Origin of the sequence: Streptomyces sp. NPDC056734, from assembly GCF_042790455.1 — a bacterium.
Classification (GTDB): Bacteria; Actinomycetota; Actinomycetes; order Streptomycetales; family Streptomycetaceae; genus Streptomyces.
The window spans coordinates 90,573-113,503 of the sequence record NZ_JBHTZD010000011.1 but is presented as its reverse complement, the minus strand read 5'-3'; the positions used below and the strand labels follow the sequence as shown (position 1 = coordinate 113,503).

Annotated in this window: 23 protein-coding genes and 3 pseudogenes; 10 read left to right on the top strand and 16 right to left on the bottom strand. The window is 69.8% G+C overall.

The features are described 5' to 3' along the window. Positions 1 to 2 precede the first annotated feature (2 nt). The 6 genes from ACFRFC_RS18645 to ACFRFC_RS18620 are packed head-to-tail and all read right to left on the bottom strand — an operon-like array spanning position 3 to position 5,735. Positions 3 to 1,433: an aspartate ammonia-lyase gene (locus ACFRFC_RS18645; protein ID WP_382688100.1), complete on the bottom strand. Its 1,431-nt coding sequence runs from the start codon at positions 1,431 to 1,433 to the stop codon at positions 3 to 5. Then, positions 1,430 to 2,599: an amidohydrolase gene (locus ACFRFC_RS18640; RefSeq protein ID WP_382688098.1), complete on the bottom strand. Its 1,170-nt coding sequence runs from the start codon at positions 2,597 to 2,599 to the stop codon at positions 1,430 to 1,432. Before ACFRFC_RS18640 ends, ACFRFC_RS18645 begins: the two co-directional genes overlap by 4 nt. Beyond that, on the bottom strand, positions 2,589 to 3,260 hold the full coding sequence (locus tag ACFRFC_RS18635; protein WP_382688095.1) for a DUF1028 domain-containing protein: 672 nt from the start codon (positions 3,258 to 3,260) through the stop codon (positions 2,589 to 2,591). The genes ACFRFC_RS18640 and ACFRFC_RS18635 overlap by 11 nt, the downstream gene beginning before the upstream one ends. Then, positions 3,257 to 3,682, bottom strand: a complete 426-nt coding sequence (locus ACFRFC_RS18630; RefSeq protein ID WP_382688093.1) for a RidA family protein — start codon at positions 3,680 to 3,682, stop codon at positions 3,257 to 3,259. The genes ACFRFC_RS18635 and ACFRFC_RS18630 overlap by 4 nt, the downstream gene beginning before the upstream one ends. Further along, positions 3,679 to 5,139 (bottom strand): 4-hydroxyphenylacetate 3-hydroxylase family protein, encoded by a 1,461-nt coding sequence (locus tag ACFRFC_RS18625; protein ID WP_382688090.1) that lies wholly within the window; start codon positions 5,137 to 5,139, stop codon positions 3,679 to 3,681. Before ACFRFC_RS18625 ends, ACFRFC_RS18630 begins: the two co-directional genes overlap by 4 nt. Further along, the gene (locus ACFRFC_RS18620) at positions 5,136 to 5,735 is read right to left on the bottom strand and encodes a flavin reductase family protein (RefSeq protein ID WP_382688087.1); all 600 of its coding nucleotides are present in this window, start codon (positions 5,733 to 5,735) and stop codon (positions 5,136 to 5,138) included. The genes ACFRFC_RS18625 and ACFRFC_RS18620 overlap by 4 nt, the downstream gene beginning before the upstream one ends. A gap of 361 nt (positions 5,736 to 6,096) precedes the next feature. Between ACFRFC_RS18620 and ACFRFC_RS18615 the strand changes: the two genes are divergently transcribed. Beyond that, positions 6,097 to 7,593: an aldehyde dehydrogenase gene (locus ACFRFC_RS18615; RefSeq protein ID WP_382688084.1), complete on the top strand. Its 1,497-nt coding sequence runs from the start codon at positions 6,097 to 6,099 to the stop codon at positions 7,591 to 7,593. A gap of 230 nt (positions 7,594 to 7,823) precedes the next feature. Here the strand turns inward: ACFRFC_RS18615 and ACFRFC_RS18610 are convergent, their stop codons facing one another. After that, positions 7,824 to 8,012, bottom strand: a complete 189-nt coding sequence (locus tag ACFRFC_RS18610; RefSeq protein WP_382688082.1) for a hypothetical protein — start codon at positions 8,010 to 8,012, stop codon at positions 7,824 to 7,826. A 13-nt stretch (positions 8,013 to 8,025) separates the two neighbouring features. Between ACFRFC_RS18610 and ACFRFC_RS18605 the strand changes: the two are divergent. Then, positions 8,026 to 8,208 (top strand): annotated as a pseudogene (locus ACFRFC_RS18605) (HNH endonuclease); the annotation flags it as partial. Between the two features lie 282 nt (positions 8,209 to 8,490). On the opposite strand, the gene ACFRFC_RS18600 reads toward ACFRFC_RS18605, so the two are convergent. Continuing rightward, the gene (locus tag ACFRFC_RS18600; protein ID WP_382688079.1) at positions 8,491 to 9,390 is read right to left on the bottom strand and encodes an alpha/beta fold hydrolase; all 900 of its coding nucleotides are present in this window, start codon (positions 9,388 to 9,390) and stop codon (positions 8,491 to 8,493) included. Between the two features lie 57 nt (positions 9,391 to 9,447). Here ACFRFC_RS18600 and ACFRFC_RS18595 point away from each other — a divergent pair, with 57 nt between their 5' ends. Continuing rightward, on the top strand, positions 9,448 to 10,065 hold the full coding sequence (locus ACFRFC_RS18595; protein WP_382688076.1) for a TetR/AcrR family transcriptional regulator: 618 nt from the start codon (positions 9,448 to 9,450) through the stop codon (positions 10,063 to 10,065). 296 nt (positions 10,066 to 10,361) lie between these two features. Here ACFRFC_RS18595 and ACFRFC_RS18590 read toward each other — a convergent pair whose 3' ends face one another. Then, positions 10,362 to 10,664, bottom strand: a complete 303-nt coding sequence (locus ACFRFC_RS18590; RefSeq protein WP_382688073.1) for a hypothetical protein — start codon at positions 10,662 to 10,664, stop codon at positions 10,362 to 10,364. A 235-nt stretch (positions 10,665 to 10,899) separates the two neighbouring features. Next, on the bottom strand, positions 10,900 to 11,040 hold the full coding sequence (locus tag ACFRFC_RS18585; protein WP_382688070.1) for a hypothetical protein: 141 nt from the start codon (positions 11,038 to 11,040) through the stop codon (positions 10,900 to 10,902). Here ACFRFC_RS18585 and ACFRFC_RS18580 point away from each other — a divergent pair. After that, on the top strand, positions 11,012 to 11,287 hold the full coding sequence (locus ACFRFC_RS18580) for a hypothetical protein (RefSeq protein WP_382688380.1): 276 nt from the start codon (positions 11,012 to 11,014) through the stop codon (positions 11,285 to 11,287). The two genes, ACFRFC_RS18585 and ACFRFC_RS18580, sit on opposite strands and share 29 nt — an antisense overlap. Before the next feature lie 178 nt (positions 11,288 to 11,465). Here ACFRFC_RS18580 and ACFRFC_RS18575 read toward each other — a convergent pair whose 3' ends face one another. Next, positions 11,466 to 13,616, bottom strand: coding sequence for a sigma-70 family RNA polymerase sigma factor (locus ACFRFC_RS18575; RefSeq protein WP_382688068.1), 2,151 nt, complete (start codon positions 13,614 to 13,616; stop codon positions 11,466 to 11,468). Between the two features lie 127 nt (positions 13,617 to 13,743). Beyond that, the gene (locus ACFRFC_RS18570) at positions 13,744 to 14,106 is read right to left on the bottom strand and encodes an aminotransferase class IV (RefSeq protein WP_382688366.1); all 363 of its coding nucleotides are present in this window, start codon (positions 14,104 to 14,106) and stop codon (positions 13,744 to 13,746) included. 885 nt (positions 14,107 to 14,991) lie between these two features. On the opposite strand from ACFRFC_RS18570, the gene ACFRFC_RS18565 reads away from it, so the two are divergent. The 5 genes from ACFRFC_RS18565 (at position 14,992) to ACFRFC_RS18545 (ending at position 19,333) form a co-directional block, all read left to right on the top strand. Beyond that, on the top strand, positions 14,992 to 15,675 hold the full coding sequence (locus ACFRFC_RS18565; protein ID WP_382688066.1) for a hypothetical protein: 684 nt from the start codon (positions 14,992 to 14,994) through the stop codon (positions 15,673 to 15,675). A 36-nt stretch (positions 15,676 to 15,711) separates the two neighbouring features. Next, positions 15,712 to 16,458 carry an SDR family NAD(P)-dependent oxidoreductase gene (locus tag ACFRFC_RS18560; protein WP_382688064.1) on the top strand — a complete coding sequence of 249 codons (747 nt, stop codon included), beginning with the start codon at positions 15,712 to 15,714 and terminating at the stop codon, positions 16,456 to 16,458. A gap of 666 nt (positions 16,459 to 17,124) precedes the next feature. After that, positions 17,125 to 17,469, top strand: a complete 345-nt coding sequence (locus tag ACFRFC_RS18555) for an IclR family transcriptional regulator (RefSeq protein ID WP_382688061.1) — start codon at positions 17,125 to 17,127, stop codon at positions 17,467 to 17,469. 441 nt (positions 17,470 to 17,910) lie between these two features. Continuing rightward, positions 17,911 to 18,462: a hypothetical protein gene (locus ACFRFC_RS18550; RefSeq protein WP_382688058.1), complete on the top strand. Its 552-nt coding sequence runs from the start codon at positions 17,911 to 17,913 to the stop codon at positions 18,460 to 18,462. Positions 18,463 to 19,003: 541 nt separating this feature from the next. Further along, positions 19,004 to 19,333: a hypothetical protein gene (locus ACFRFC_RS18545; RefSeq protein WP_382688056.1), complete on the top strand. Its 330-nt coding sequence runs from the start codon at positions 19,004 to 19,006 to the stop codon at positions 19,331 to 19,333. Positions 19,334 to 19,338: 5 nt separating this feature from the next. Here the strand turns inward: ACFRFC_RS18545 and ACFRFC_RS18540 are convergent, their stop codons facing one another. Then, complete coding sequence (locus ACFRFC_RS18540; RefSeq protein WP_382688053.1) at positions 19,339 to 20,133, bottom strand: helix-turn-helix transcriptional regulator; 795 nt, start codon at positions 20,131 to 20,133, stop codon at positions 19,339 to 19,341. Positions 20,134 to 20,319: 186 nt separating this feature from the next. Here ACFRFC_RS18540 and ACFRFC_RS18535 point away from each other — a divergent pair, with 186 nt between their 5' ends. Beyond that, a complete protein-coding gene (locus tag ACFRFC_RS18535) occupies positions 20,320 to 21,261 on the top strand; it encodes an SDR family NAD(P)-dependent oxidoreductase (RefSeq protein WP_382688051.1) in 942 nt (313 codons plus the stop codon). A gap of 342 nt (positions 21,262 to 21,603) precedes the next feature. On the opposite strand, the pseudogene ACFRFC_RS18530 reads toward ACFRFC_RS18535, so the two are convergent. The 3 genes and pseudogenes from ACFRFC_RS18530 to ACFRFC_RS18520 form a co-directional block, all read right to left on the bottom strand. Next, positions 21,604 to 21,957 (bottom strand): annotated as a pseudogene (locus ACFRFC_RS18530) (ABC transporter permease); the annotation flags it as partial. Then, positions 21,937 to 22,294, bottom strand: a pseudogene (locus tag ACFRFC_RS18525) (ATP-binding cassette domain-containing protein); the annotation flags it as partial. The pseudogenes ACFRFC_RS18525 and ACFRFC_RS18530, both read right to left, overlap by 21 nt. Continuing rightward, a complete protein-coding gene (locus ACFRFC_RS18520) occupies positions 22,270 to 22,905 on the bottom strand; it encodes a class I SAM-dependent methyltransferase (RefSeq protein WP_382688049.1) in 636 nt (211 codons plus the stop codon). The pseudogene ACFRFC_RS18525 and the gene ACFRFC_RS18520, both read right to left, overlap by 25 nt. Positions 22,906 to 22,931: the final 26 nt, after the last annotated feature.

Here is a 22,931-nt window from a genome sequence, read left to right as displayed (position 1 = left end):
CGTCACTGCGAGCCGGACATCGGGCCGGGCACCGGCCCGGCCGGACGCTCCGGACGGGTGAGTTCGTCGAACTCCTGCGCCGAGAGCAGTTCGAGATCCAGGACCAGGGACCGTATGTCGCGGCCGTCGGTCAGGGCGGTGCGGGCGAGCAGGGCCGCTCGGGTGTATCCGATCCGAGGCGTCAGGGCGGTCACGATGCCCACCGATGACGACGCCGACTCGGCGAGCCGCTGTTCGTTCGCGCGGATCCCGTCCACGCAGTTCTCCCGGAACGTCTCGCAGGCGTGGGTCAGCCAGCCGAGACCCTCCAGCAGGCTGTGCGCGATGATCGGCTCGAACGCGTTGAGCTGGAGCTGGCCGTTGTCGGCGGCCATCGTGACCGTCACGTCCGCTCCGGCGATCGAGAACGCGACCTGGTTCATCACCTCGGGGATCACCGGATTCACCTTGCCCGGCATGATGGAGGAGCCCGCCTGGCGCGGTGGCAGGGAGATCTCGCCGAGACCCCACTGCGGCCCCGAGGACAACAGCCGCAGATCGCTCGCGATCTTCGACAGCTTCGTCGCCGCCCGTTTCAGCAGCCCCGACACCAGCATGAACACCCCGGTGTCCGAGGTCGCTTCGATCAGGTCCGCGGCCGTCGTCAGGTCCAGGCCCGTCACCGCCGCCAGTTCCTGCCGTACCTGTGCCGTGTACGACCGGGACGCCGTGATGCCGGTGCCGACCGCCGTCGCCCCGAGGCTGATCTCCGAGAGAAGGGGAATCGCCTCCGCGAGACGGGCGCGGTCCTCCGCGAGGGTGACCGCGAACGCGGTGAACTCCTGACCGAGCGTCATGGGGACGGCGTCCTGCAACTGTGTCCGGCCGGTCTTCACGACCTGGGCGAACTCCTCGCCCTTGCGGCCGAAGGACGCGCCGAGCCGGGCATGCTCCGTGAGCAGCCGCCGCAGGGCGAGGATCAGCGCCAGCTTCACCGCTGTCGGGTACACGTCGTTGGTGCTCTGGCTCCGGTTGACATGGTCGAGCGGGTGGATGATGTCGTAGCGGCCACGCTCATGACCCAGCAGTTCGAGCGCCCGGTTGGCGATCACCTCGTTGGCGTTCATGTTGGTCGAGGTGCCGGCACCTCCTTGTACGACGTCGACCACGAACTGGTGGTGCAGGGCGCCACCGGCGATCTCCCGTGCGGCACGGTCGATCGCCTCCGCCTTGCGGGCGTCCAGCACTCCGGTGGCGGCGTTGGCCCGCGCCGCGGCCCGCTTGACCAGCGCGAGTGACCGGACGAGATCCGGATGGACGGAGATCGGGCGGCCGGAGACCGGGAAGTTGGTGAGGGCCCGAGCGGTGTGCACCCCCCAATAGACGTCCCGCGGCACCTCAAGGGTGCCCAGCGAGTCCTCCTCGGTCCGGGTCGCGCCCCGACGTCCGGTCATCGGCCGTCCTTCTGCTCGGGTTCTGCTCGGGCACCACGGCTCTCGGCGACATCGACCGCGGTCAGCGCGAGCGCGGTCGCCGCGTCCAGCAGCGCCCGTTCGGCATCGGCGCCGACGCAGTGTGCCGCGAACTCGCGCTGATGGTTGGTCGCCGGCAGGGAACCGACGCCGATGTACGGGTGGATGGCGGGAAGGACCTGGGACACATTGCCCATGTCCGTCGACGCGCGGTTCATGCGCCCCGCAGCGGGCGACGCGTCGAAGCGCCGGCCGAGTCCGATCGCGTTCTTCCGGTACAGGTCCAGCACCCGCTCGTCGTTGCGGAACTCGGCGTACGGCTTGCTCTCGGGTGTGATCGTCAGCTCCGCGCCCGAGGCCAGGGCACCCGCCTCGAAGCAGCGGACGACCCGGGGCTCGATCGCCGCCAGTTCCGCCAGTGTCCCGGCCCGGATGTACCACCGGCCGTCGGTGGACTGCGGGATGGCGTTCGGGGCCTCTCCCCCGTTGGTCATGATGCCGTGGACGCGCACCGAGGACGGCAGTTGCTGCCTCAGCAGGCCCAGGGCGACCTGGGCGACCAGAAAGGCGTCGTTCGCGTTCACGCCGTGCTCGGGGTAGGCCGCGGCATGGGCGGCCCTGCCCTCGTAGTGGACATGGGAGTGGGACACCGCGAACGGGCGTGCCTCGGCGATGTCGACGGGCGCGGGATGCGCCATCATCGCCAGGTCGAGACCGGTGAACGCCCCGCGCTCCAGCATCTCGATCTTGCCGCCGCCGCCCTCCTCCGCGGGCGTTCCGAAGACCTCCACCCGTAGGTCCAGCTCCTGTGCGACCCGCGCGAGCGCGCCGCCCGCGCCGACGGCGATCGCCGCGATCAGATTGTGCCCGCAGGCGTGACCGAGCCCCGGCAGGGCGTCGTACTCCGCGATGAACGCGATGCGCCGGTTCCCGGTGCCGAAGGCCGCGTGGAGGGCGGTGTCGAGGCCGAGGTAGCGGGGGGTGACCGTGAATCCGAGCCCGTCGAGTGCGTCACCGACCCACTGTGCGGCGCGGTGCTCCTCCCACGCCGTCTCGGGGTGGCTGTGCAGGGTCTGCGACAGGGCCACCAGGTCGCGCTGGAGACGGGCGGCCTCCGCGGTGACGGCCGCCCGCGCGCTACTCGCCACCGGGGACTCCGTACGCGGGCGCGCGCGACGGGTCGATGCCGCGCGTGACGTAGTCGTCGCGCTGGGGCAGCCACACCGTGTCGAGCAGTCGCCCCAGCTCCTCGACCGGCGTGTCGTGCCAGTCGATCCGCAGGTCCGTGACCCGCCAGCCGGCGGCACGGACCACGGACACGCCCGCCGAGCGCACCGGGCCCGCCTCACCGCCCGCGCCGACGGCCGCCGTGAGGGCGCTCAGCAGGCGGGTCTCCAGTTCGCCCGTCGCCGACTCGAACGCGTCCACCATGAGCTGCGGTATCCGCTCGTCGCGCAGCATGTTCCCCGCGGCGACCGAGTGGGGGCCCCTGGCCGCGCCATGGACGCCGAGGGTGCGGGTCCCGGAGTGGACGGCGGTGCGTCCCCGGGCGTCGATCACCAGGAGTTGGCGGTACTCGGCCGTCGGCTCACGGTCGGTGAGTTCCTTGATCGCGTACCGCGGCCCGCGTCCCTCCCGTACGAGGCGCAGCAGACGTGGGCCAAGGCGCGGATCGGTGATGTTCTGTGAGTGCGCACCGCCGACTCCGTCCTCAAGGGTGACGCAGCGGGCGGCGACCGCGGGCGACGAGGAGCAGATCGCCGAGCCGATGGCGCCGGTCCCGTCGACCGCGAGAATCGAGAAGGTCATGCGGCCCCCCGATCGGTGAGCACCGCCGTGGCATCGATCTCCACGAGCCACTCCGGCCGGGCCAGGGCGGACACCACGAGGCCGGTCGACACGGGGAAGACGCCCTTCAGCCACTTGCCGACCGTGCGGTACACGGCCTCCCGGTGGCGCGGGTCGGTCAGGTAGACGGTGACCTTGACGATGTCCTCGACGGAGCCTCCCGCCTCGTCCAGCAGCAGCGCGATGTTCGCCATCGCCTGCTCGGTCTGCGCCTCGGGGTCGCCGATCCCGACGGACTCCCGTGTTTCCAGGTTCTGGCCGATCTGTCCACGCAGGTACACCACCCCGCCCGCGACGACGGCCTGACACAGGTCGTTGTCGAGGTTCTGCTCGGGGTAGGTGTCCTTGGTGTTGAAGGGGCGGATGCGCCGGTGGGTCGTCATGCCGGGCCGCCTTCCACCCGGTCGGACAGGTCCGCGGCGGCCCTGACGAGGCCGAGTGGCCCGTCGAAGTCGAAGGTGCGGTACACCGCCGCGAGCTGGGCGAACGGCGGCGACTGGGCGAACAGCTGGAAGGTGAGACGGTGGCCGGCGTAGTCGCTGTTGAGGAGGTCACGGGCGAAGGCCAGCAGCTTGCGACGGTCGTCGGCGAGCCAGTTGCCATTGATCGAGTAGTACTTGTCCAGCCACGCGCCCACCTCCGGGTGGGCGAAGGTCGCGGCGTCGGGGGTGATGCAGATCTGGCCGCCGCAGAGTTCGCGGGCGATGTGCATCATGTGCGGGAGCTGGGAGAGCGCGGTGACGCGCCCCGTGTAGAGGAGCGACTGGTTCGGCATGAGCAGCCCGCCGGGACTCGGCTCGGCGAGCGCGATCGACGCGGTGAGGTGCGCGTTGATGTTCTCCCGGTAGACCGCGAGTTCGGCCAGTTTCTCCTGGACGGCCTGCTGCTTCTCCAGTCCCGTCTGCTTCACGTTCCACAGCGCGGCGCCGATCATGAGGTCCGCCAGGTGCAGTGTGCGCTGGACGAACGGGAACGCGCTGTAGCGGTGCAGGGTGGCACGGATGAACGTCGCGGCCCTGGTGTGACGGTAGAAGAGGACGTCCTCCCAGGGGATCAGCACATCGTCGAAGATCACCAGCGATTCGACCTCGTCGACCCGGTTCGCCAGCGGATGGTCCGCGGCCGGCCGGCGGCCCGCGAACCCGGTGCGGCAGATGTACTTCAGGCCGGGTGAGCCCATGTTCATGACGAACCCGACCGCGTAGTCGGACAGTTCGCTGTTGCCCCAGTTCGCGATGGTCGGTTTGGTGAACGCCTGGTTGGAGTACGCCGCCGCCGTCTCGTACTTGGCGCCCCGGACGACGATCCCGCTGTCGGTCTCACGGACCACATGCAGCAGCATGTCGGGGTCCTGGTCCTGCGGAGCCTTGGACCTGTCACCCTTCGGGTCGGTGTTCGCGGACACATGGAACGGGTCCTCGCGCACCGCGCGGTCCAGGTGCCGGCGGATGTTCGCCGAGAACCGGGGGTCGACCTCGTTGAGCACGTCCTGGCCGTCGTAGAGCGACCACATCTCACCGATGGTCTCGTCACCCACACGGGTCACGGGGCCGCCCGCCGCGCGGTGCACGAGGTCGACCGCGGCCCGTTTGTCCCGCCAGTCCTGACCCGTCCGGGGAAGCCGGTTGGCGATCGCGTTGCGCTCGCCGCTCGCCGGGTCGACATAGGTCATGACGTCCTCGGAGGCACGCTCATGGGCCAGGTCGTAGATACGGGCCCGCACGTCGACGATCGGCTTGAACTGCGGGTGGGTCGTCACATCGGTGACCCGCTCGCCGTCTATCCAGACCTCCCTTCCGTCCTGAATGGAGCGGCGGTACTCGTCTCCCGTACGGATCATGGCTTCTTCCTCACTCGCGGCTGAGGGCGCGCGTCGGGATAGTCGTGGAAAATCGAGGGCCGCAGGGGTTCTGGGGTGTTGTAGACATGACCCGCATACACCAGTGGCGTTCCCTCGTGCGTGTGGATCTCCCGCACCCGGCCGATGTGGACAAGGTGGCTTCCGGTGACGTGGATGGTTTCGACGTCGCATTCGAGCGAGACGACGGCATCACGAATGCGCGGCGGGCGGACGCCGTCACACTCCCAGTCACCGCAGGTGAAATCCCATTTCCCTTTTCCGGGCCACGGCCGACCGGCAAAGGTGTCTGCCACATGGTCGTGCTGGACACCGAGAACATTGACGGAGAACACGCCATTCTCCTCGATGATCCGGTTCACCGGACTTCTGCCGTGCACGGACACCAGCACCATGGGCGGTTCGTCGGACGCGGACGCCGTCGCGCTGACCGTCTGCCCGGCGCGACCCGCGGGACCGTCCGTGGTCACGATCGTCACCCCGGTCGCCGCTCTTCCCATGGACTTGAAGAACGCATCCAGGAAACCGCGCGGCCCGTCCCCGTTGTCGCGCGTTCTTATTGTCGTCCGCTCGCTCATATCCCCGCCCTCCTAGCGTGATTGCTGTCCACAGTGTGAAGTCCGCCCGCGCTATCTGTAAAACATGGATAACCGGCTCAGTGCATCCGGTGAACCGATGGCACCGAGTACGCCGATCTCCTCTGGCAGCCCGATTCGGCGGGCCGCTTCTTCATCACGAGATCAGATGCTCTGCATTCGTTTTCCACGGACCCGGATCAGGTCGGCGGCCGATAGAATATCGGCGCGATCGGGACGGTCGGCGACTGGATCGGGACGGTCGGCGACTGAATTCAAGCCTCGAAATTCCGGCGGCACCGCAGACAGATCCTGCCGCTCTCCCTCCCGAGCCGGACCGTGCCCAGAGAAACGGAACTCACCGATGACACGCAGTGCGCAGCAGATCGACTGGCATGCTCTCCGGGACGCGATCACACCCGACGGGCGTGCCGTGATCGACGGCGCCAGGACCGACAGCGCGGACGGCACCACCTTCGGCTCCGTCGACCCGGCCACCGGCATGCTCATCGCCGAGGTCGCGCGGGGCGGCGCCGCGGACATCGACCTGGCGGTCGCCGCGGCACGGCGTGCCTTCGACTCCGGGGAGTGGAGCCGGGCGGGCGCGGAGCAGCGTAAGAAGGTGCTGCTCACCCTCGCCGACCTGCTGGAGGCCCGGTCCACCGAGATCGCCCTGCTGGAGTCGCTGGACATGGGCAAGCCGGTGTCCCAATCGTCGACGGTCGATGTCCCGGGCGCTGTCGCGACCTTCCGCTGGTACGCGGAGCTGGCGGACAAGACCGTGGACGAGCTACCGGCGACACCGCCCGGATCGACCGCACTCGTCACCCGGGAACCGCTGGGAGTGGTCGGGGCGATCGTCCCGTGGAACTACCCGCTGGAGATCGCCGCCTGGAAGCTCGCACCCGCCCTCGCCACGGGCAACAGTGTCGTGCTCAAGCCCGCCGCCGAATCGAGTCTCACCGCGCTCATCCTCGGTGACCTGGCCCTGGAGGCGGGCATCCCGGCGGGAGTGCTCAGTGTGGTCCCCGGCCCCGGGCCCGGTGCCGGGCGGGCGATCGGGCTGCACGAGGACATCGACGTCCTCACCTTCACCGGCTCGACCGCGGTGGCCAAGCAGTTGCTCTCGTACTCGTCCCGCTCGAACATGAAGCGGCTCAGTCTGGAGGCCGGCGGCAAGAGCGCGAACATCGTCTTCGCGGACACCGACGACATCCAGCTCGCCGCGGAGAGAGCGGCGTTCGGGGCCTTCTACAACCAGGGCGAGGTCTGCTCCGCCAACTCACGGGTCCTGGTGCAGCGTGCCGTCCACGACGACTTCCTCGCCGCCTTCGTCGAGGCGTCCCGCGCCTACCTCCCCGGTGACCCCCTCGACCCCGCCAGCGGGAACGGGGCACTGGTGAGCGAGGAACACGCGGACAGGGTCGAGAAGGCGATCACGCAGGGTGCCGCCGACGGCGAGGTCCTCACCGGCGGCGAACGTCTCACACGCGGGAACTCCCGCGCCTACATCACCCCGACGATCATCGGCGGTCTCCCCGCCGACCACCGGCTCCACCAGGACGAGGTGTTCGGCCCGCTCGCCGTGATCACGCCGTTCGACGACGAGGACGAGGCCGTGGAACTCGCCAACCGGACCCGTTACGGCCTCGCGGCCTCCCTGTGGACATCCCATCTCGGGCGCGCACACCGGATATCCGCACGTCTCGTCGCGGGAACCGTCTCGGTCAACACCGTCGACGCACTCGGCCTGACGACACCCTTCGGCGGCTTCCGCCAGTCGGGCTTCGGACGGGACCTGTCCGCTCATGCGCTGGACAACTACGTCGGGCTGAAGACCACCTGGATCCAGCACGGGTGACCGACGGCCAGAGCGACCGAGCCCCTGTCCACCCGATAGGCGTCCAGGGCTGACGCCGACCCGGTTGGCCACGGTCCGCGTCCCGCTGCCCTGGACCCGGCTGCGGGCGGCAGGGCTGCTCCCTTCGTCGGCGTCGGCGTCGCTGACCGTGCCTGGCTGCGTGGCGGCGAGCGTCGGCGGGCTGATCCCCGCCCTGAAGGGCACGGCTTTCGAGCATCGCGTCCGGTACCTCACGCGGCGCCTCGCCGTCCGGCCTCTTCGCGCATCGGCCGGTCCTCGATCGCGTGGGCCCGGGGGTCGGGGACGGCTTCGAGCATCCAGTGCCGCGCCCCGGCATGGATCTCGTGCGCTCCCCCGGTGTTGACGGCCCGGTCGAAGTCGCCCGCCGCTCCGCGGGGCTGATTTCGGGCTGCCGTCACCCATGACGGTCACGTCGACATCGACCGCCTCGTCCCGCGCGCAGAATCTTGGGACTCCGGCGCCTCCGCCTGGACCGCCACGGAACGGCAGGCATACGCCAACGACCTCGGCGACGACCGCGCCCTGATCGCGGTGTCCGCCGCCTCCAACCGGTCCAAGGCCGACCAGGACGCCGCCATCTGGCAGCCCCTCGCGACGTGTGGGTGACGTACGCCGGCGTGTCGGAGGCGGCCACGGAGGGGGCAGCCGGAGGTGCACGATGTCCCCCGCGACATTGATGGCCGGTTCGCGCGGTCGGGCTCCCGCCGGACCTGTTCGTCGACGTCACGTGGCTGCCCCAGGCCCGCGCCCGGGCAACGGTCCTGGTCTCGCCCGGCCGGCGGCAGCTTCCCGGCGAAGGTCTGCTCGACGACGTAGCGGAGCCTGTGAAGCAAGCTCCGTCTGTCGTTCGCGAAGTTCAGCCGTGTGGCGTGCCCGCTACCGGTTGGCCATGAGGAAGTCCTCCAGGATCTCGACAAACCGCGCCGGCTGTTCCTCGGCCGGGTAATGGCCGCAGTCGTCGAGGACGACCTCCGTGACGTCGTCGGCCGCCAGCCGCATCGTCTGGGCGGCACCCGCGCCGCTCCACAGCGCGCCGCCGAGGGCGAGCACCGGCAGCGTCAGCCGGGTCTTGCTGCGCTGCTCGTTCTGCGCGATCGTCTCGTCCAGCGCCCGGTAGTACGCGAAGCTCGCCCGCAGCGCGCGAGGATCCGCCGTGATCGCGTCGACGTAGACGTCGACGGCGTACGCGGGGATCGAGGTCCGCGTGGCGGCCTTGGTGGCGAACTGCCAGCCGAAGAAGATCCGCTCCCGTCCCCGGACCAGTTCCTCGTTGAGGTCGGTGAGCCGGTTGAAGCCGAACTGCCAGAGCTTGAGGTTGACCGCGTCCGGACCGAAGAACGGCGGGGACGGCGTGAGACCGGGGATCAATGCCTCGACGATGGCGAGCCGGCCCACCCGCTCGGGGTGATCGGCTGCGAGGGCGTATCCGGTCCACGTACCGATGTCGTGGCCGACCACGTCGAACCGGTCGTGCCCGAGCGCGGCCATCAACGCGACCAGATCGGCGGCCAGCGTGCCGGCGTCGTACCCGTCGTCGGGCTTGTCGGAGAGCCCGGCCCCGCGCGAGTCGACGGCGACGACGGTGTGCTCACGGGCCAGCGCGGGCATCACCTCCCGCCAGGCGTACCAGGTCTGGGGCCACCCGCCGATCAGCAGCAGTGGTGGGCCGTCCCCGCCGGTGACCGCGTGCAGCCGCAGCCCGTTCAGCTCCACGAGCCGGCTGGTGAAGACGTCGAGGAACCCGTCAGGCAGTCGCAGCGAACTCAAGGTAGTCATGCCGGCCACCGTAACCCATCTTGGAACGATCGGCACAAGATGGGTATGCTGACGACCATGGCAGGACGCAAGCAATTCGACGTGGACGAGGCGCTAGGACGCGCGATGCACGTCTTCTGGCGCTGGGGTTATTCGGAGACCTCGATCGAGCGGCTGACCGAGGGCACGGGCCTGGGCCGGGGCTCGCTCTACGGCACCTTCGGCGACAAGAGCGCCCTCTTCCGGAAAAGCCTCCAACGCTACGCGCAGACCTACCACCCCCTGTACGAGCAGGCACTGTCCGGCCCCCACCCGAGCCCGAGCGCCGTTGTGGCCGCCTTCCTACAGGTCGCCCTGAACCGTATCGCCGACCCGACGGTCCCGGATGGCTGCCTGCTCACGGTGTCAGCAACGCAGCTCCCGGCGCTCGACGCGGAGGGCCGGGCGATGGTCCGCGCCACGATCGACGGTCTGCGGGCGACACTGGAGCGGGCGTTGCTGGCGGCGGGGGCCGGTGAGCAGGAGGCGGCCGAGCTGGCGTTGTGCACGCTGGCGACGAACAAGTCCCTGGCGGTGCTGAGCCGCGCGGGCTTCTCGGGCGAAGACCTGGCAACAGTCGCGGCAGCCGCCGCCAAGAATGCCAAGGCTCCGCCGAATCGACCGGCTGGACCGGCTGGACCGTCGGGGCCGCGATAGGCGGGAACGACTCGGCCGTGTCGTCGTACAGCTGCCGCCCCCGGCATGTGGCCACCTGCGATCGCCGTGACTATCTGTGGCCAGTGAGGCGATCGGGCTTGGGAGTGAACCGACGGTCCGACAAGTCATGTTCGCCGGCTGGTTGTGCCATCTGGCGAAGCCTGCGAGAAGGCCGGTGCGCTCACCTGGCTCTACGCGGCGCTGCGCAGGGACTTCGTCGGGCGGGGGCTGATGCTCGGCGACGGGCTGTCACGCCGCCGGGCCGCTCGACACCTCACGTTACTGTGCCGTCAAGTTCAGGGGGTGAGTCCTCCCCTCACTGCGCGGTCGTAGAGGCGCTGATGCCACTCGTTGGCGCCCGGTCCAGGGTCGGCGCTCAGGACGGGGTTCGGGCCGGTCTCGATGAGATGGAGGAGCGTCCAGGCGACGCCGTAGCAGTCGTCCGGGCCGAAGCAGGAGACGAGCGCTTTCGCTTCCTCTCCCGTGACCGGCCCGCAGATCGCGCGGAGCTGCCGGTCGCGTCTGTCGATCTCCTCTTCGCTCGCGTCCCAGCCGGGAAGCGCGCGATCGGCGACGAACGTCTGCACTTCGGGTCTCATGGCCGAATGATCAACTGCGGCCGACTTCCTGGGCAACTGCCTCACCAGGGAATCTGCCGCCCTCCACGGTCCGCGTCAGGGTCAGGCACCCGACCTGCCCACCAGCCGGTCACCGGGTCCTGACGCCGCCGCCCGGGCGAGCGATGCACGTCGAAGCACTCCGGTACCACATGGGTCGGCGCACTCGGCAAGGCGCACTTCGACCCGAGTTCACCGTGGCGGGCCGTCACGCTTGTCAGATCGTGGGGTGCTGGTCACGGACCGGGCTGAGCGACTCCAGCAGCGAGGCGATGTGCAGGATTGTCGACTCGGAGTGCCAGTTCGCTGCCAGTTGCACACCGATCGGCATGCCGTCGCTGCTGGTGCCGAACCGCATCGACAGCGCCGGGAGTCCGGTCAGGTTGAACGGAACGGTCGCTGTCCTTCTGCACGGTGGCGGCGACCTCCGAGTCGATCGGGCCGAGTCCGGAGTCGATCAGCCATCCGACGCGGACGGGCCGGGCTGGCGACATGCCCAGGCCGGCGTCGAATTCGTGCGGAACGGGCCGGTGCAGACGTTGACGTATCCGTCGGTGACCGTACTCCACGCTCCTCAGCCGGTCGGCGATCAGCCGAATCGCTGACGGTGCCTCAGGTACCACTGTGGCCGTGCGGTGTCGCCCGGCCCTCACGATGCCACGCTGTCCGTCGACGCGGGCTGCGTATGGACGCCTGCCCGGCAGATCCCCGAAGCGGGATCCACCGGGCAGCAGGCGCCCGGCACCGGGCAGACCGCAGACCGCAGACCGCAGACCGCAGCCGCTAGCGCGGATACTGGCTGAACACTTCGTGCAGTACGTCCATATAGTCGCCGTGCCCGCTGTCGCTGGGCCAGTCCGTGGCGGACTCCGCGTTCGTGCCCTCGCCCCATTCGTTGTAGCTGACCAGCAGTTGGAAGGGGGCGCCCGACGTGGCGGCCTCGATGACGTCGCTGCGGAACCGGTCGAGGTCGCGGGGATCCACCGGCGCGGCGGCGTCGTTCTTGTAGAAGCCGGGCGAGAAGGCCGCCGAGTAGCCCTCCTGGATGTCCAGGGACGATGCGTACTGGTGCCAGCCCTCCGGCTGGTTGGCGCAGTCCCGGTAGCCGCCGAAGACCTTCAGGACGACGTAGTAGCCCGCCGTCTTGTTCGCCTCGGTCCAGCGGTCGACCATGTCGCAGGCGTCGCCGGTCGTGGAGTACACGAAGATCACCGGCTTGCCGTCGATGTGCATCCAGGTCGGCTGGTCGGAGTACTTGCGCAGGTATTCGAGGTTGCCGAGGATCTCCTCGGCGGTCGGGTTCGCGTACGCCTCGTTCTCGTAGTACACGGTCCAGCTGAAGTCCAGCTCGGCGCCCTTGGACATCAGCATCGGCATACGCACGTCCTCGCGGCGGCCCTCACCCCACCACGAGGAGATGCCGGCCTGGAGCCCGGCGTACTGCATGTCCTTGATCTGGCGTTCGATGGTGGCGGGGTCGTCCTGGTTGTAGTCCGCCTCCGTGGTGTTGTACTGGCTGCCGCCGTCGGCGCCGGGGTCCTCGGTGTACCAGGGGTAGTAGAAGGCGGCACGCACGGGCAGTTCGGTGTCGGGGCCGGCCGCCGCCGCAGGGGCGGCATCGGTCTGCGGGGCGGCGGCGTCCTTCGTCTCCTCGGCGGCGGACTCGGACTGCGAGGATGTCGAGGATGTCGTAGAAGGCGACGCCGAGGCCGACGTCGAAGGTGACTCGGACGCCGAGGCGGTGGCGGGCGCGGACAGCGTGGACGAGGCGCCGGGCACGGCGGCCGTCGGCACCGGGTTGTCCGGTCCGACGACGGCGACCGCGGCGATGATGACACCGGCGACACAGGCGGCGGCCAGCGAGGTGAGCCCGGCGATCTTGCCGATGGATGCCTTGGCGGCGTGGGCGGCGGAGGTTGAGCCGCCGCGCGGAGCGCGCGAGAGGTGCGTCACCATGTCTCCGGAGGGGGTGGAAGGGTCGTAGGCGCCGGAGGGGTCCATGGCGTTGTGCGTGCCGGGTGAGCCTTGGGGGGCCTGGGGGGCGTTGGTGCCGTTGGTGGCGTACGCGTCGGACAGGTCGAGACGGGTGGTCTCGTCGAACGCGCTGACGGAGTCCGCCGCGAGGGCCGCCGCGTCACCGCCGCTCGCGCCCGCGGCAGCCAGCAGCCCACCCGCCGTCAGCGCGAGCAGCACGGGCGGTACGGGCATCAGAGCCAGGTCGGCGAGCAGCCGCTCGGCGGGCACGACCCCGGCGAACACGCCCTCGCACACGGCACACTCACGGATGTGCCGGGCGATGCGCTTGCGCCAGAGTTCGGCGGGGCGGCCGTCCCAGCCGGCCACCACCCGGTCCAGACCGGGACAGCGGGGCACGGTCCCCAGCGCGCGGATCACCGCCCGCGCGACTTCGAGCTGGGCCTTCATGCGCTGCACGCGCACGCCCGCCTGCGCCTTCGGGATCTCCAGGGCGGCGGCCAGTTCGGTCCGGCTCAGCTGGCCGGCCACCTCCATCCACCACACGGCGAGCAGCTCACGGTCGCCCGCGTCCAGCCAGCGCGTCGCCTCCGCGGTCTCGCGCCGCTGGTCGGAGAGCTGGAGCACGGTCACGGTGAGGTCGGCGAAGTCGGACCCGGGGTCGGCGAGTTGGGTCCGCTCCTGGAGCCAGGCATTCCCGTCGTCCTCGGGCTCGGCGCGCCGAATCCGCCAGTACCGGCGGACCTGCCGCATCGCGATGGCGACCAGCCAGGAGCGGAACGCCTCCGGGTCCCGCAACTGCCGTACGTCGCGGACCATCTCCAGCATGACGTCCTGCACGACGTCGTCGGTGTCCGAGGGCGCGTTCAGGGCACGGCCCACGATGTTGTAGACAAGGGGCAGATACGCCGAGACCAGCGCGTCGAGCGCCCGCTGATCGTCGGCCTGCGCAGCCCGCACGACGGCGGACTCCTGTGGCGGGGCCCCGAACGGCCCCGGCCGATGGCTTCCGGAGGAAGAGAAGTCGTTCATGTAAGGAGGAGGGTCGGTGAGTGCCGTCGGGATAACAGAAATTGCGAGGGGAAGACTACGGGGTTGACGGTGGAAGGGCGAGGGTCGCCGGCAGCAGGGCCATGGCGACGCCCGGCAGCACGGATGCCTGTGGCCGTACGACCGTGCCCTGCTGGTCGATGAGCGCGAGGTTCCAGGTACGTCCTTCGGCCACGAACCCGTCCGGGCCGACGAACAGGGCATCGTCGAAGCCCAGGTGCTGGGCGGTTGCGCGGGCCAGCAGGGCACCGAACAGACCGGTGTGTTTCACCTCGGGCGAGTGACGTCCGCAGGTGATGCTCTTCGCGCGCAGCGGCGGCCGGGGCAGAGTGCCGGCCCCCCCGTACGGTGACAAGGATGACCAGGATGTGCGGCTCGTCGGCGTCGGCCAGCGGCTCATGGTCGCTTTCGGGTGGTAGAGCGTGACGCGGAACACACACGGTTCCTGCCGCCCGTTGAGTGCCTGCCGGACGTGCTCGCGGCCACGGCACGCAGGTCGTGGGCAATAGGTGCTGCTGTTCCGTCGAGCTGCGCGTCGGACAGGACACGGAGGATCCGTTGGTGACATCCGGGAACTCCCGCGCTGCCCAGGCAGCCGGCACCGCCGTGCGGCGGGCGCTGTCCTCGTCGAGAATGCGCTGGACAGCGTAGGCGGGACATTCATCGGTGTGCCAGGTCGTCACCGAGTAGTACTCATCCGTGCCCGGGTCCTTGTGCACGCCAGTGATGCGGGTGTCCTTGTCGACCTCGGTGGCCTGGCAGTCCGGGCGGATCCGCTCCCGGGCGTCACTCACCACTTCGGCTCCTCGTCCGGGCGCACCCTGCCTCAACCGACGTCGGGGAAGAACACCGTGAGGCTCGTGTCGATGCCGCTCATCCGGTCACCTCCTCGCGTGCGTACGCCCCCCCCGGGGCCGCTTGCGTGCCGATGCCTTCGGTCAGCTTCCGTATCACCGCCCATCCTCCGGTACCTGTCCTCACCCAGCACACGCGTTTTGCCGACGGCGGTGGAGCACCAGGTGGCGTGCCCGGTCAGCCGAGTGACAGAGCCCCGGGGCGCGAGCAAAGGTCACCGCCCCCAGGAGAAACCGGATCGGGAGTCCGGTGAGGCGGTGGGCGCCTGTCCTCCGCCGCATCGGGAACGGAGGGCACGAGGCTGGGCCGTCGGGAACAGCCGTCACCACCGGACTCCTCCCATACGTTCCAAACCCTGGAACGGGGGCATGGTGCGGGCGGGCCGGATGGACCACGCTGTGATGGCCGACCGGAACAAGTGGAGGACCGCATGCCCGTCGACCGATTCGAGCTCTCCGCGCCCGTCAAGGCAAAGCCGTTGATGGACGCCCTCGGCCTTGACAAGGCTCACATCGAGGGTGAGTCGATGGGCGCACAGCTCGTCTTCGAGTTCGGTATGCGCTACCCCGAGCGCTCGGGCAAGCTCATCATGAACACCGGGCTGGGCTGGCGGGTCAGGTTGAACGATGAGCCGGAGTCCCCCGAAGAGCACGACGACCTGGCCGACCGCTCACTGAAGGTCGTCACCGAGCCCACGTACGAACTGATGAAGAGCCGGATGGAGTGGCTGGTCGCTGACAAGTCCCGCATGACCGATGAAATGATCGAGATGCGGCTGACGCTCTATCGAGACCCCGATGTCAACGCCAAGATGCGGCGATGGTTCAAGGTCGACAACCCCGAAGGTGATGCTTGGGACCTGAACCCGGTATGGGCCGAGGGAGACCTCAAGAACTTCCAGCCCGAGTCGCTGGTGTTCTGGACCGAGCACAACCCGGGTGAGCCGGCACCTCCAAGCGGCTCGCACCAACGTGCCACTGATCGAGGTCATGCACCCCGACCTGTGGGACTCCCCTTTGCGGAACGCCCTGTCAGGTCCGGAGCCCACGCTGGACGACAAAGGACGAGCCGCACTTCCCGACAGGCCCGGACTCGGCATCGATGTCTCCCATGAGGCGATCGAGAAGTTCGACCTTGCGCAGTCGGGCCGATGACCCTTCCCAGCGCCCTGGTCACCGGCGCCTCAAGCGGAATCGGGCGAGCGGCCGCGAACCTGCTCCTGGACCGCGGCTACCGGGTCGCAGCAGGCGGACGCAACCAGTCCCGGCTCGATGCGCTGGCCGAGACCCGTGGCAATGAGGTACTCACGCTGAGCGGCGACGCGGCGGACGAGGCGTGGGCGCAGGATGCGGTCTCGCAGACGGTTGCCTGGGCCGGGCGGCTGGACACCCTCATCGTTGCCCACGGCGCCGTCGGCGCGGCGGAAACCGTTGAGGAAGCATCGCCGAGCGACTGGCTCACCGTCCTCGGAACCAACCTTCTCGGCCCGCTGTACCTGCTGCGTGAAGCCATCCCGCACCTACGGGAGTCCCAAGGAAGCATGGTCCGGGTGTCGTCGCTCTCCGCCCACCAGGCGCAGAGCGGTCTGGCGGCCTACGCAGCGAGCAAGGCCGCACTTCAGGCGCTGGGCGCGCACGCAGCGCATGAACTCGGCCCACAGGGAGTTCGGGTGAACGTAGTTGCTCCCGGCTGGGTTCGCACACCGATGTCCGCGGGCGACCTCGATCGTCCGGACGTGACCGGGAGACCACTGGCGTGCAACATGCTCGGCCGGGCGGCCGAGCCCGAAGAAGTCGCCAGCCTGATCGCCTTCCTCGCGTCCGGCAACGCAAGCTTCATCACGGGCGAGACCATCGTCGTCGACGGTGGTCGGCGCACGAAGCTCAGCCCTCTGTGAGGGCGACCGTCCACGCGTTCGCCCAGCCTTCGGCCGGCAAAGACTCACCGGCTGTCCTGGCACGCCGCGTTCCCGGTGGCTGCACGGGAACGGCGCCGCTCCATCAGACGGTGTGCGGCAGTTGGGGGCTGTGCCGGCCAGGTGCGGCGGCCCCGGCTCCAAGAACACGGGGCGGTGCTGCGCTGAGCGGTCGGGGCGGGCGTCGAGGTCATCGTGATGGAGGGGCATGGCCTGGGACCGCAGGCAACTGCCGGGCTCCTGCCGCGCGGCGGACGGTCCGCTCTCGCCTGCCCGGCGGGAGGCGGACGAGAGCCGGGGGCTGCCCGCTTCGCCTGTCTTCGGCACAGGGGGCGGGCTCTTCCGGATGGGAATGCCGACACCAACGACGTCTGTTTCCATTGACGATTGACGGGGGTTCGGCGTGCCTTGGAAGGCAGAAGCAAGCTCAGGGCGTGACCTACCAGGTCACGCCGGTGGCGGCGGCCGTGGCGAGCCGGTGTGCGGCCTCGTCGACGACCGAGTCCGGGACGGGCGCCCGCCGTGCGCCGGGAGTTTGCTCGGATGACATGCACCACTCCTTCGTTGACCCGTCCAGTGGACATGCCGGTCTTGGCCCCGCACCATGACCGTGGTCCACTGAGCGGACCGTTTCTTCGAGAGGTCCGCATGCCCGACACCCACCCCGAAGCCCCGCTGGACGAGCGCTCCGTGCTGGGCAGGACCATGCGCATCCTGCGATGCTTCCGCACGGAGGACCGGGGCGTGGGACTGTCGGAGCTGGCGCGCCGGACCGGGCTGCCGAAGGCGACCGTGCACCGGATCGCCCAGGATCTGGTGGCCGCCCGGATGCTCGCGGCCACCGACCGCGGCTACCGCCTGGGCGGCGGCCTGTTCGAACTGGGCATGCTGGCGGCCCCCGAACGCAGCCTCATCGAGGTCGCCGTGCCGTTCATGCAGGACCTGTTCCTGCGGACCGACGAGACCGTCCATCTGGGAATCCGGGCGACGTGACCGCGGGCCCGAGCGCGACGACGTACGCGCTCAGCGGCGGTCTGGCCGACCTCCTCGCGGGCAAGCCCAACGACGGCTTCACCCTGACCCCCGTCAAGACCAGCTGAACCGGTAGCCGATCCACCGCAAGCGGGCCCGCCCCACAGACACAGGCGGACCCGCCGGTCCGGGCCGCAACGAACAAGCCCCAAGTCGCTGCTGGGGAAGGACGGGCACTCAGCAGAGCACCTTCGCAGGTCGGGTGTGGTACGTCCGCAGCGTTGACGGCCCGGCCGAAGTCGGCCCGCCGCTCCGCCGGGAGGGCATCCCCGTGAAGCGCCCGGATGATCCAAACGACCGTCCTAGGCCGTTTCTTCCGGATAATCTCCCGGAGCACCGGCGAACCAGGAGATCCCGCTCGTCATCATCGTGCCCGCCAACAAGTGATCGGAAGCGCAGAAGATGAAGCAAGAGCCCTCTCCCATGGTCCGCCTGGCCGAGGCGGAGCGGCTTCTCGGGGGTGTGCGTGTCCTCATGCCGCGGCTCCATCTCGCGCTGAGCACGGTGGTCGCCATCGTGGTCTGGTTCGTACCGGACACGGCGGTGCGCTGGCTCGCGGTGACCGACGCACTGGTGGTGGCACTCGTCGGGGTCGCCGTGGCCCGGACCCTCAGCCGCGACGCCTGGGTGTACTCCTGGCTGGACGAGGTGGAGGACGACGAAGCGGACGCGGCGTCCCGTCCATCGGCGAAGGCGTACGCGTGGGGGCTGGCCGGGAGTTTCACCGCGGCCGGCGCGATCGGGGTGACCGTGGTCCTGCTGGTGCCGGTCTCCTGGCTGCCGTATCTGCTGACGGTCGCGGCCCTGTTCGCCCTGTGGTCGGGATGGCGCCAGGACCGCGAGGTACGAGCAGCCCGGCTCCTGCGCGAACGCGCTGTGACGGAACCGTGGTACGCCGAGTACCGGACGCTGATCGAGGAACGTCGGAGGGAGGTGACCGGGGCGGCGGGATGATGCCGTGACGGAAGCGGTCGGAAGCGACCGCTTCAGCGGAACGCCCGGCCGGGCAACCCCGACCGGGCGTGATCGCCAGCGTCCAGAGCGCACGAGACAGACGAACGATGCCCAGGCCGTCCCGGAGACGATCAGTACCGGGCCGGTCTTGTTCCTGGGGTCGCGGGTGCCGATCCCTGCCGGGAAATGGCTAGAAGGAAGGGTCGCTGGCCGGGATCTCACCGGCGGCGTCGGCCCCGCGCAGCGGGGATCCTCCGTTCGGCACTTCCAGACCGAGATCCCGTCCAGCAGGGCACCGTCAGCGACCGGTGGACCCACCGGCTGACGATGTACGACCCGACCACCGCCCACGCCGTCCTCGCCCAGGACGCCAAGCCGGGGGCGTTGTTCATCGACCCGCTCACCGACATGCACGTCCCGCGCACGCCCAGCGATGGCGGTGAGCCGGTGTGGCGGTTCTACGGGCCCTCTGGTCCGGCAGACGAGAGCAACTCGGCGGGCTGGTCCCCGGACGGCTTCCTACTGGCCGGGATGCTGCTCGATGCGTTCGAGTGCGCGGCGGGCGCGCCCGGCGGGCATGGTGCGCATCACCCAGGGCGTGCCTGGCTGCTTCCACCGTCTTGGTGGAGTTCGTCGTATCCGTCTGGGTTCCGGACCGGGCGCGGCGGGCTTCCTTCAGCTCGTGCTCCAGGCGGCGGACCTGGTCGGCCGCCTCCTGAGCCTTGCCCTCGGCCGCGGTCTGGGCATCCTGTGCCGCGGCAAGTTCTCGCTCGCGTCGCTGGAGAAGGGCGTCGGCCTCCCGCACAGCAGCCCGGGCCTGTTCGGCTTCGCGGCAGCGCCACACCGGGGCCGGGGCGTGGTGGGGGGGTAGGTGGGTCAGGTGTGGTGGGGGGTGAAGAGCATGACCCAGTGGTCGTTCTCGGGGTCGTGGAGCATTTCGCTGTCGAAGGTGAGTGGGCCCTTTGCCGGGTGGTTGACGTGTTTCATCACGGAACTCCAGGTCCCGATCTCTCCCTTCTGCCAGTGGCGTTCGAACTCTGGGTTGCCTGTCGAGAGCTCGCGGAACAGGGAGCGGAGATACTCGTCCTCCGGGTAGTGGCTGAGTGCCTTGCGGAGTTCGGCGGTGGCCACCCGGGCCAGTTGTTCGGCCCCTTCGTTCCCGAGTACTTTGCCGAGTCCCGTTGCGGTGAAGGCCCGGTGGGCGATGTTGCGGCCGTAAAGTCCGTCGTCGAAGAGGGGCCCGAACAGGTCCGCGGCGGCGGCGTTGAGGGCGAGCATGTCGAGCCGGCCGTCGTGGATGGTGACCGGCATGACGTCGTTCAGGCCGTCGAGCAGCTGCTGGAGGCCGGGGCGGATCTCGGTGGCGGGTGCCCGCGAGGGCGGGGGGCGCTCGCCGGCGAGGCGAAAGAGGTGGTCCCGTTCGGCGTTCGAGAGCCGGAACGCTCTGGCCAGTGCGGTGAGGATCTCCCGCGACGGGCGGGCGGCGCGGCCCTGTTCGAGGCGGGTGTAGTACTCGACCGAGATGCCCGCCATGTCGGCGAGTTCCTGACGTCGCAGACCCGGGACACGCCGATGGGACAGAGGGGAGGCTCCGGGCCGATGCCGGGGCGCCATCTGGGAGCGCAGGTGACGTAGGTACTCGCCCAGACCTGGCCGCTCATCTCCCCGCATGGGTTCATTGTCCCTCGCCGTGGGGCGGGCTTCCGGTCGGAGTGTGGCCCTGTGGGTACCAGGCTCGAAGCGATCTCCCTGACCGCCGGAGGCCGCGTCAGGGTCGGTGGTAGCGCAGAACGCGGACGTCGACGCGGCCCGCAGCCACCGCCGGCATCCACCCAACCCCAGCCCAGGAGACCTCCCATGACCACAGCCGACCGGTCCCTGATCATGACCGGCGCCACCCGAGGGATCGGGCTGGAGGCCGCACGGGACATTCTCAGACGCCGCCCCGACACCCACCTGGTCGTTCTCGGGCGGGCCTCCTCCGCCGCCGGGACACTGCCGGGCCTGCGGGAGATCTCCCCACACGTCTCACACGTCGACATCGATCTGGCGAGCAGGGCGAGCGTCGCCGCCGCCGGCGCGCGTCTGGAAGACCTTCTCGACTCCGGCGCCCTGCCTCCGCTGTGGGGCCTGGTCTTCAACGCTGGTGTTCACCTGTCCAACGCGTTGGAGGCCACGGTCGACGGCTATGAACGGACCTTCGCCGTGAACGTCATGTCCACCCACCAGCTCCTGCGGCAACTCCACCCCCACCTTCACCCGCCGGCCCGCATCGTCGTCACGGTCAGCGACGCCCACTTCGGCGACCTCCGGCACACCGGAGGAACCATGCCCTCGCCCCGGTGGGCCGTCCCGGACATCTCCCGACCGGGAGCGTTCAACCGCTCGGGGAACGTCCGAGCCGGCCGCCGTGCCTACGTCACCAGCAAACTCGGCGGCATATACCTGGTCCACGAGTGGTCCCGCCGCCTGCCCGAAGGCGTCGACATCATCGCCTACAACCCCAGCCTCGTCATCGGAACCGGACTCGCCCGGGAAACCGGCGGCGCGTTCCCTTTCCTGATGCGGAGAATCGTCCCGATACTGGCGGCCACACCCCTGGTGGACACCCCCGCCCCCGCGGGCAGGAAACTCGCCGACGCCATCCTCGGCACCACCCCCGCCCCGACCGGCGCCTACATCCACCGAACCAAAGCCATGCCGTCTTCCACCGAGTCCTACAACCCCGACCGCGAACACGACCTCTGGAACTGGCTGGAACAACTCCCACGGGAACAGACCCCACGAACAACCAACTGACAAACCGACAAGGAAGCCCCGCGGAGCTCCCCCACCCACCCACCGCACCCAGCCCACCAATCGCGGCCCCGGAGCCGAGCTGAGCCGGACGCGCCCCATTCCCCCCCCCATGACTCCCTCGTTGATCTGACCGGGTGGTCGAGGCGTCTGAAATGGGACTGCGGCCCAACGAGAAACCGGCACAGGCGATGTGGATCAGTGCGGTGTGCCGAGGTCGGGCCAGAGCCAGCCCGCCAAGGGCGATGGCGATCGGCCCCGCCACCGGCCGGGCATACGGGTGCGGATCTGCGCGCGGACGGGGGTGAGATGAGGTGCGGGAGGCGGCCGATGCGGTCGTCCCGGCTACTTCGGGTCGCGGTTGAACTGCGTCGTCGACCAGTGATAGCCGAGCGCGATCAGGCCGACGCACCAGACGGCCGCGATGCAGCCGTTGTTGCCGATTTCGGTGCCGAGGAGGAGGCCGCGGAGGGTTTCGATGGCGGGGGTGAAGGGCTGGTACTCGGCGATCGGCTGGAACCAGCCCGGCATCGTACCGGCCGGGATGAAGGCGCTGGAGATGAGCGGCAGGAGGATCAGCGGCATGGCCATGTTGCCGGCGGCTTCGGGGTTCGGACTGGCCGCGCCCATGCCGACCGCGATCCAGGTGAGTGCCAGGGAGAACAGCGTGATCAGCCCGAATGCCGCGATCCACTCCAGTGAACTGCCCGGTGACACCGATCGCCGCGCGTACCGTCTGTGGGTCGGCGGCCAGGTTGTGCCCGCCGACGTGCAGGTCACCGGCGTCGGCGGTGATGAGCGTGGACAGGATCTTGACGGCGGTGGTCTTGCCGGCGCCGTTCGGGCCGAGCAGTGCGAACACAGACCCGGCCGGGATGCGCAGATCAATACCGTCGAGGACGAGCTTTCCGCCGTATGACTTGCGCAGCCCGATGGCGGAGACGGCGGTCGGCGACGGATGACCGCTACGACGGCTGCGGCGGACCGGCTCGATGCCCCGCCGGGTCACGCTCAGGCCGTCCGCTCGATCCGCCATACGTTGTCGTCGCGATGTCCCTGTACGCCCTCCGGCGAGACGCTCGCCCTGCGCACCCGCTCCCGCGTCCGCACGGTCCACTCCCCCTCCGGCAGCGCGAGCGCGTCCAGCACACCGTCCAGGGTGGGGAACTCGGCGTCGAACGGCGGCTCGGTCTGCCAGTTCGGCCAGGCCGCGTGCATCACGATCAGCAGGGTCCCACCCGGCGCCACCGCATCGGCCGCGGCGCGCAGCACACCGTCCTGGTCCAGGGCCACCGGTGACTGGAGGTAGTGCGCGCTGACCAGATCGAAGGTGCCCTCGGGGAAGGTCACCCCCAGCTCATGCCGCTCCAGCGTGACCTGGTCGCCGACGCCCGCCTCCCGCGCGTGCTCGGACGCGCGGGCCAGTGCCGTCGCCGAGATGTCCGTACCGGTGACCCGCCAGCCGCGCGAGGCCAGCCACACCACGTCCGCGCCCTCGCCGCACCCGAGGTCGAGGGCGGCTGCGGGGCGCAGCGCGGCGACCTCACGTACCAGCAGTTCATTGGGGTTCCCGCTCCACACCCGCCCACTGTCGCGGTAGCGGGTCTCCCAGAACTCGGTGGGTTCGGTGACAGGCATGTCGGTCATGGCGCCTCCTGGCTGAACAGCGGAAA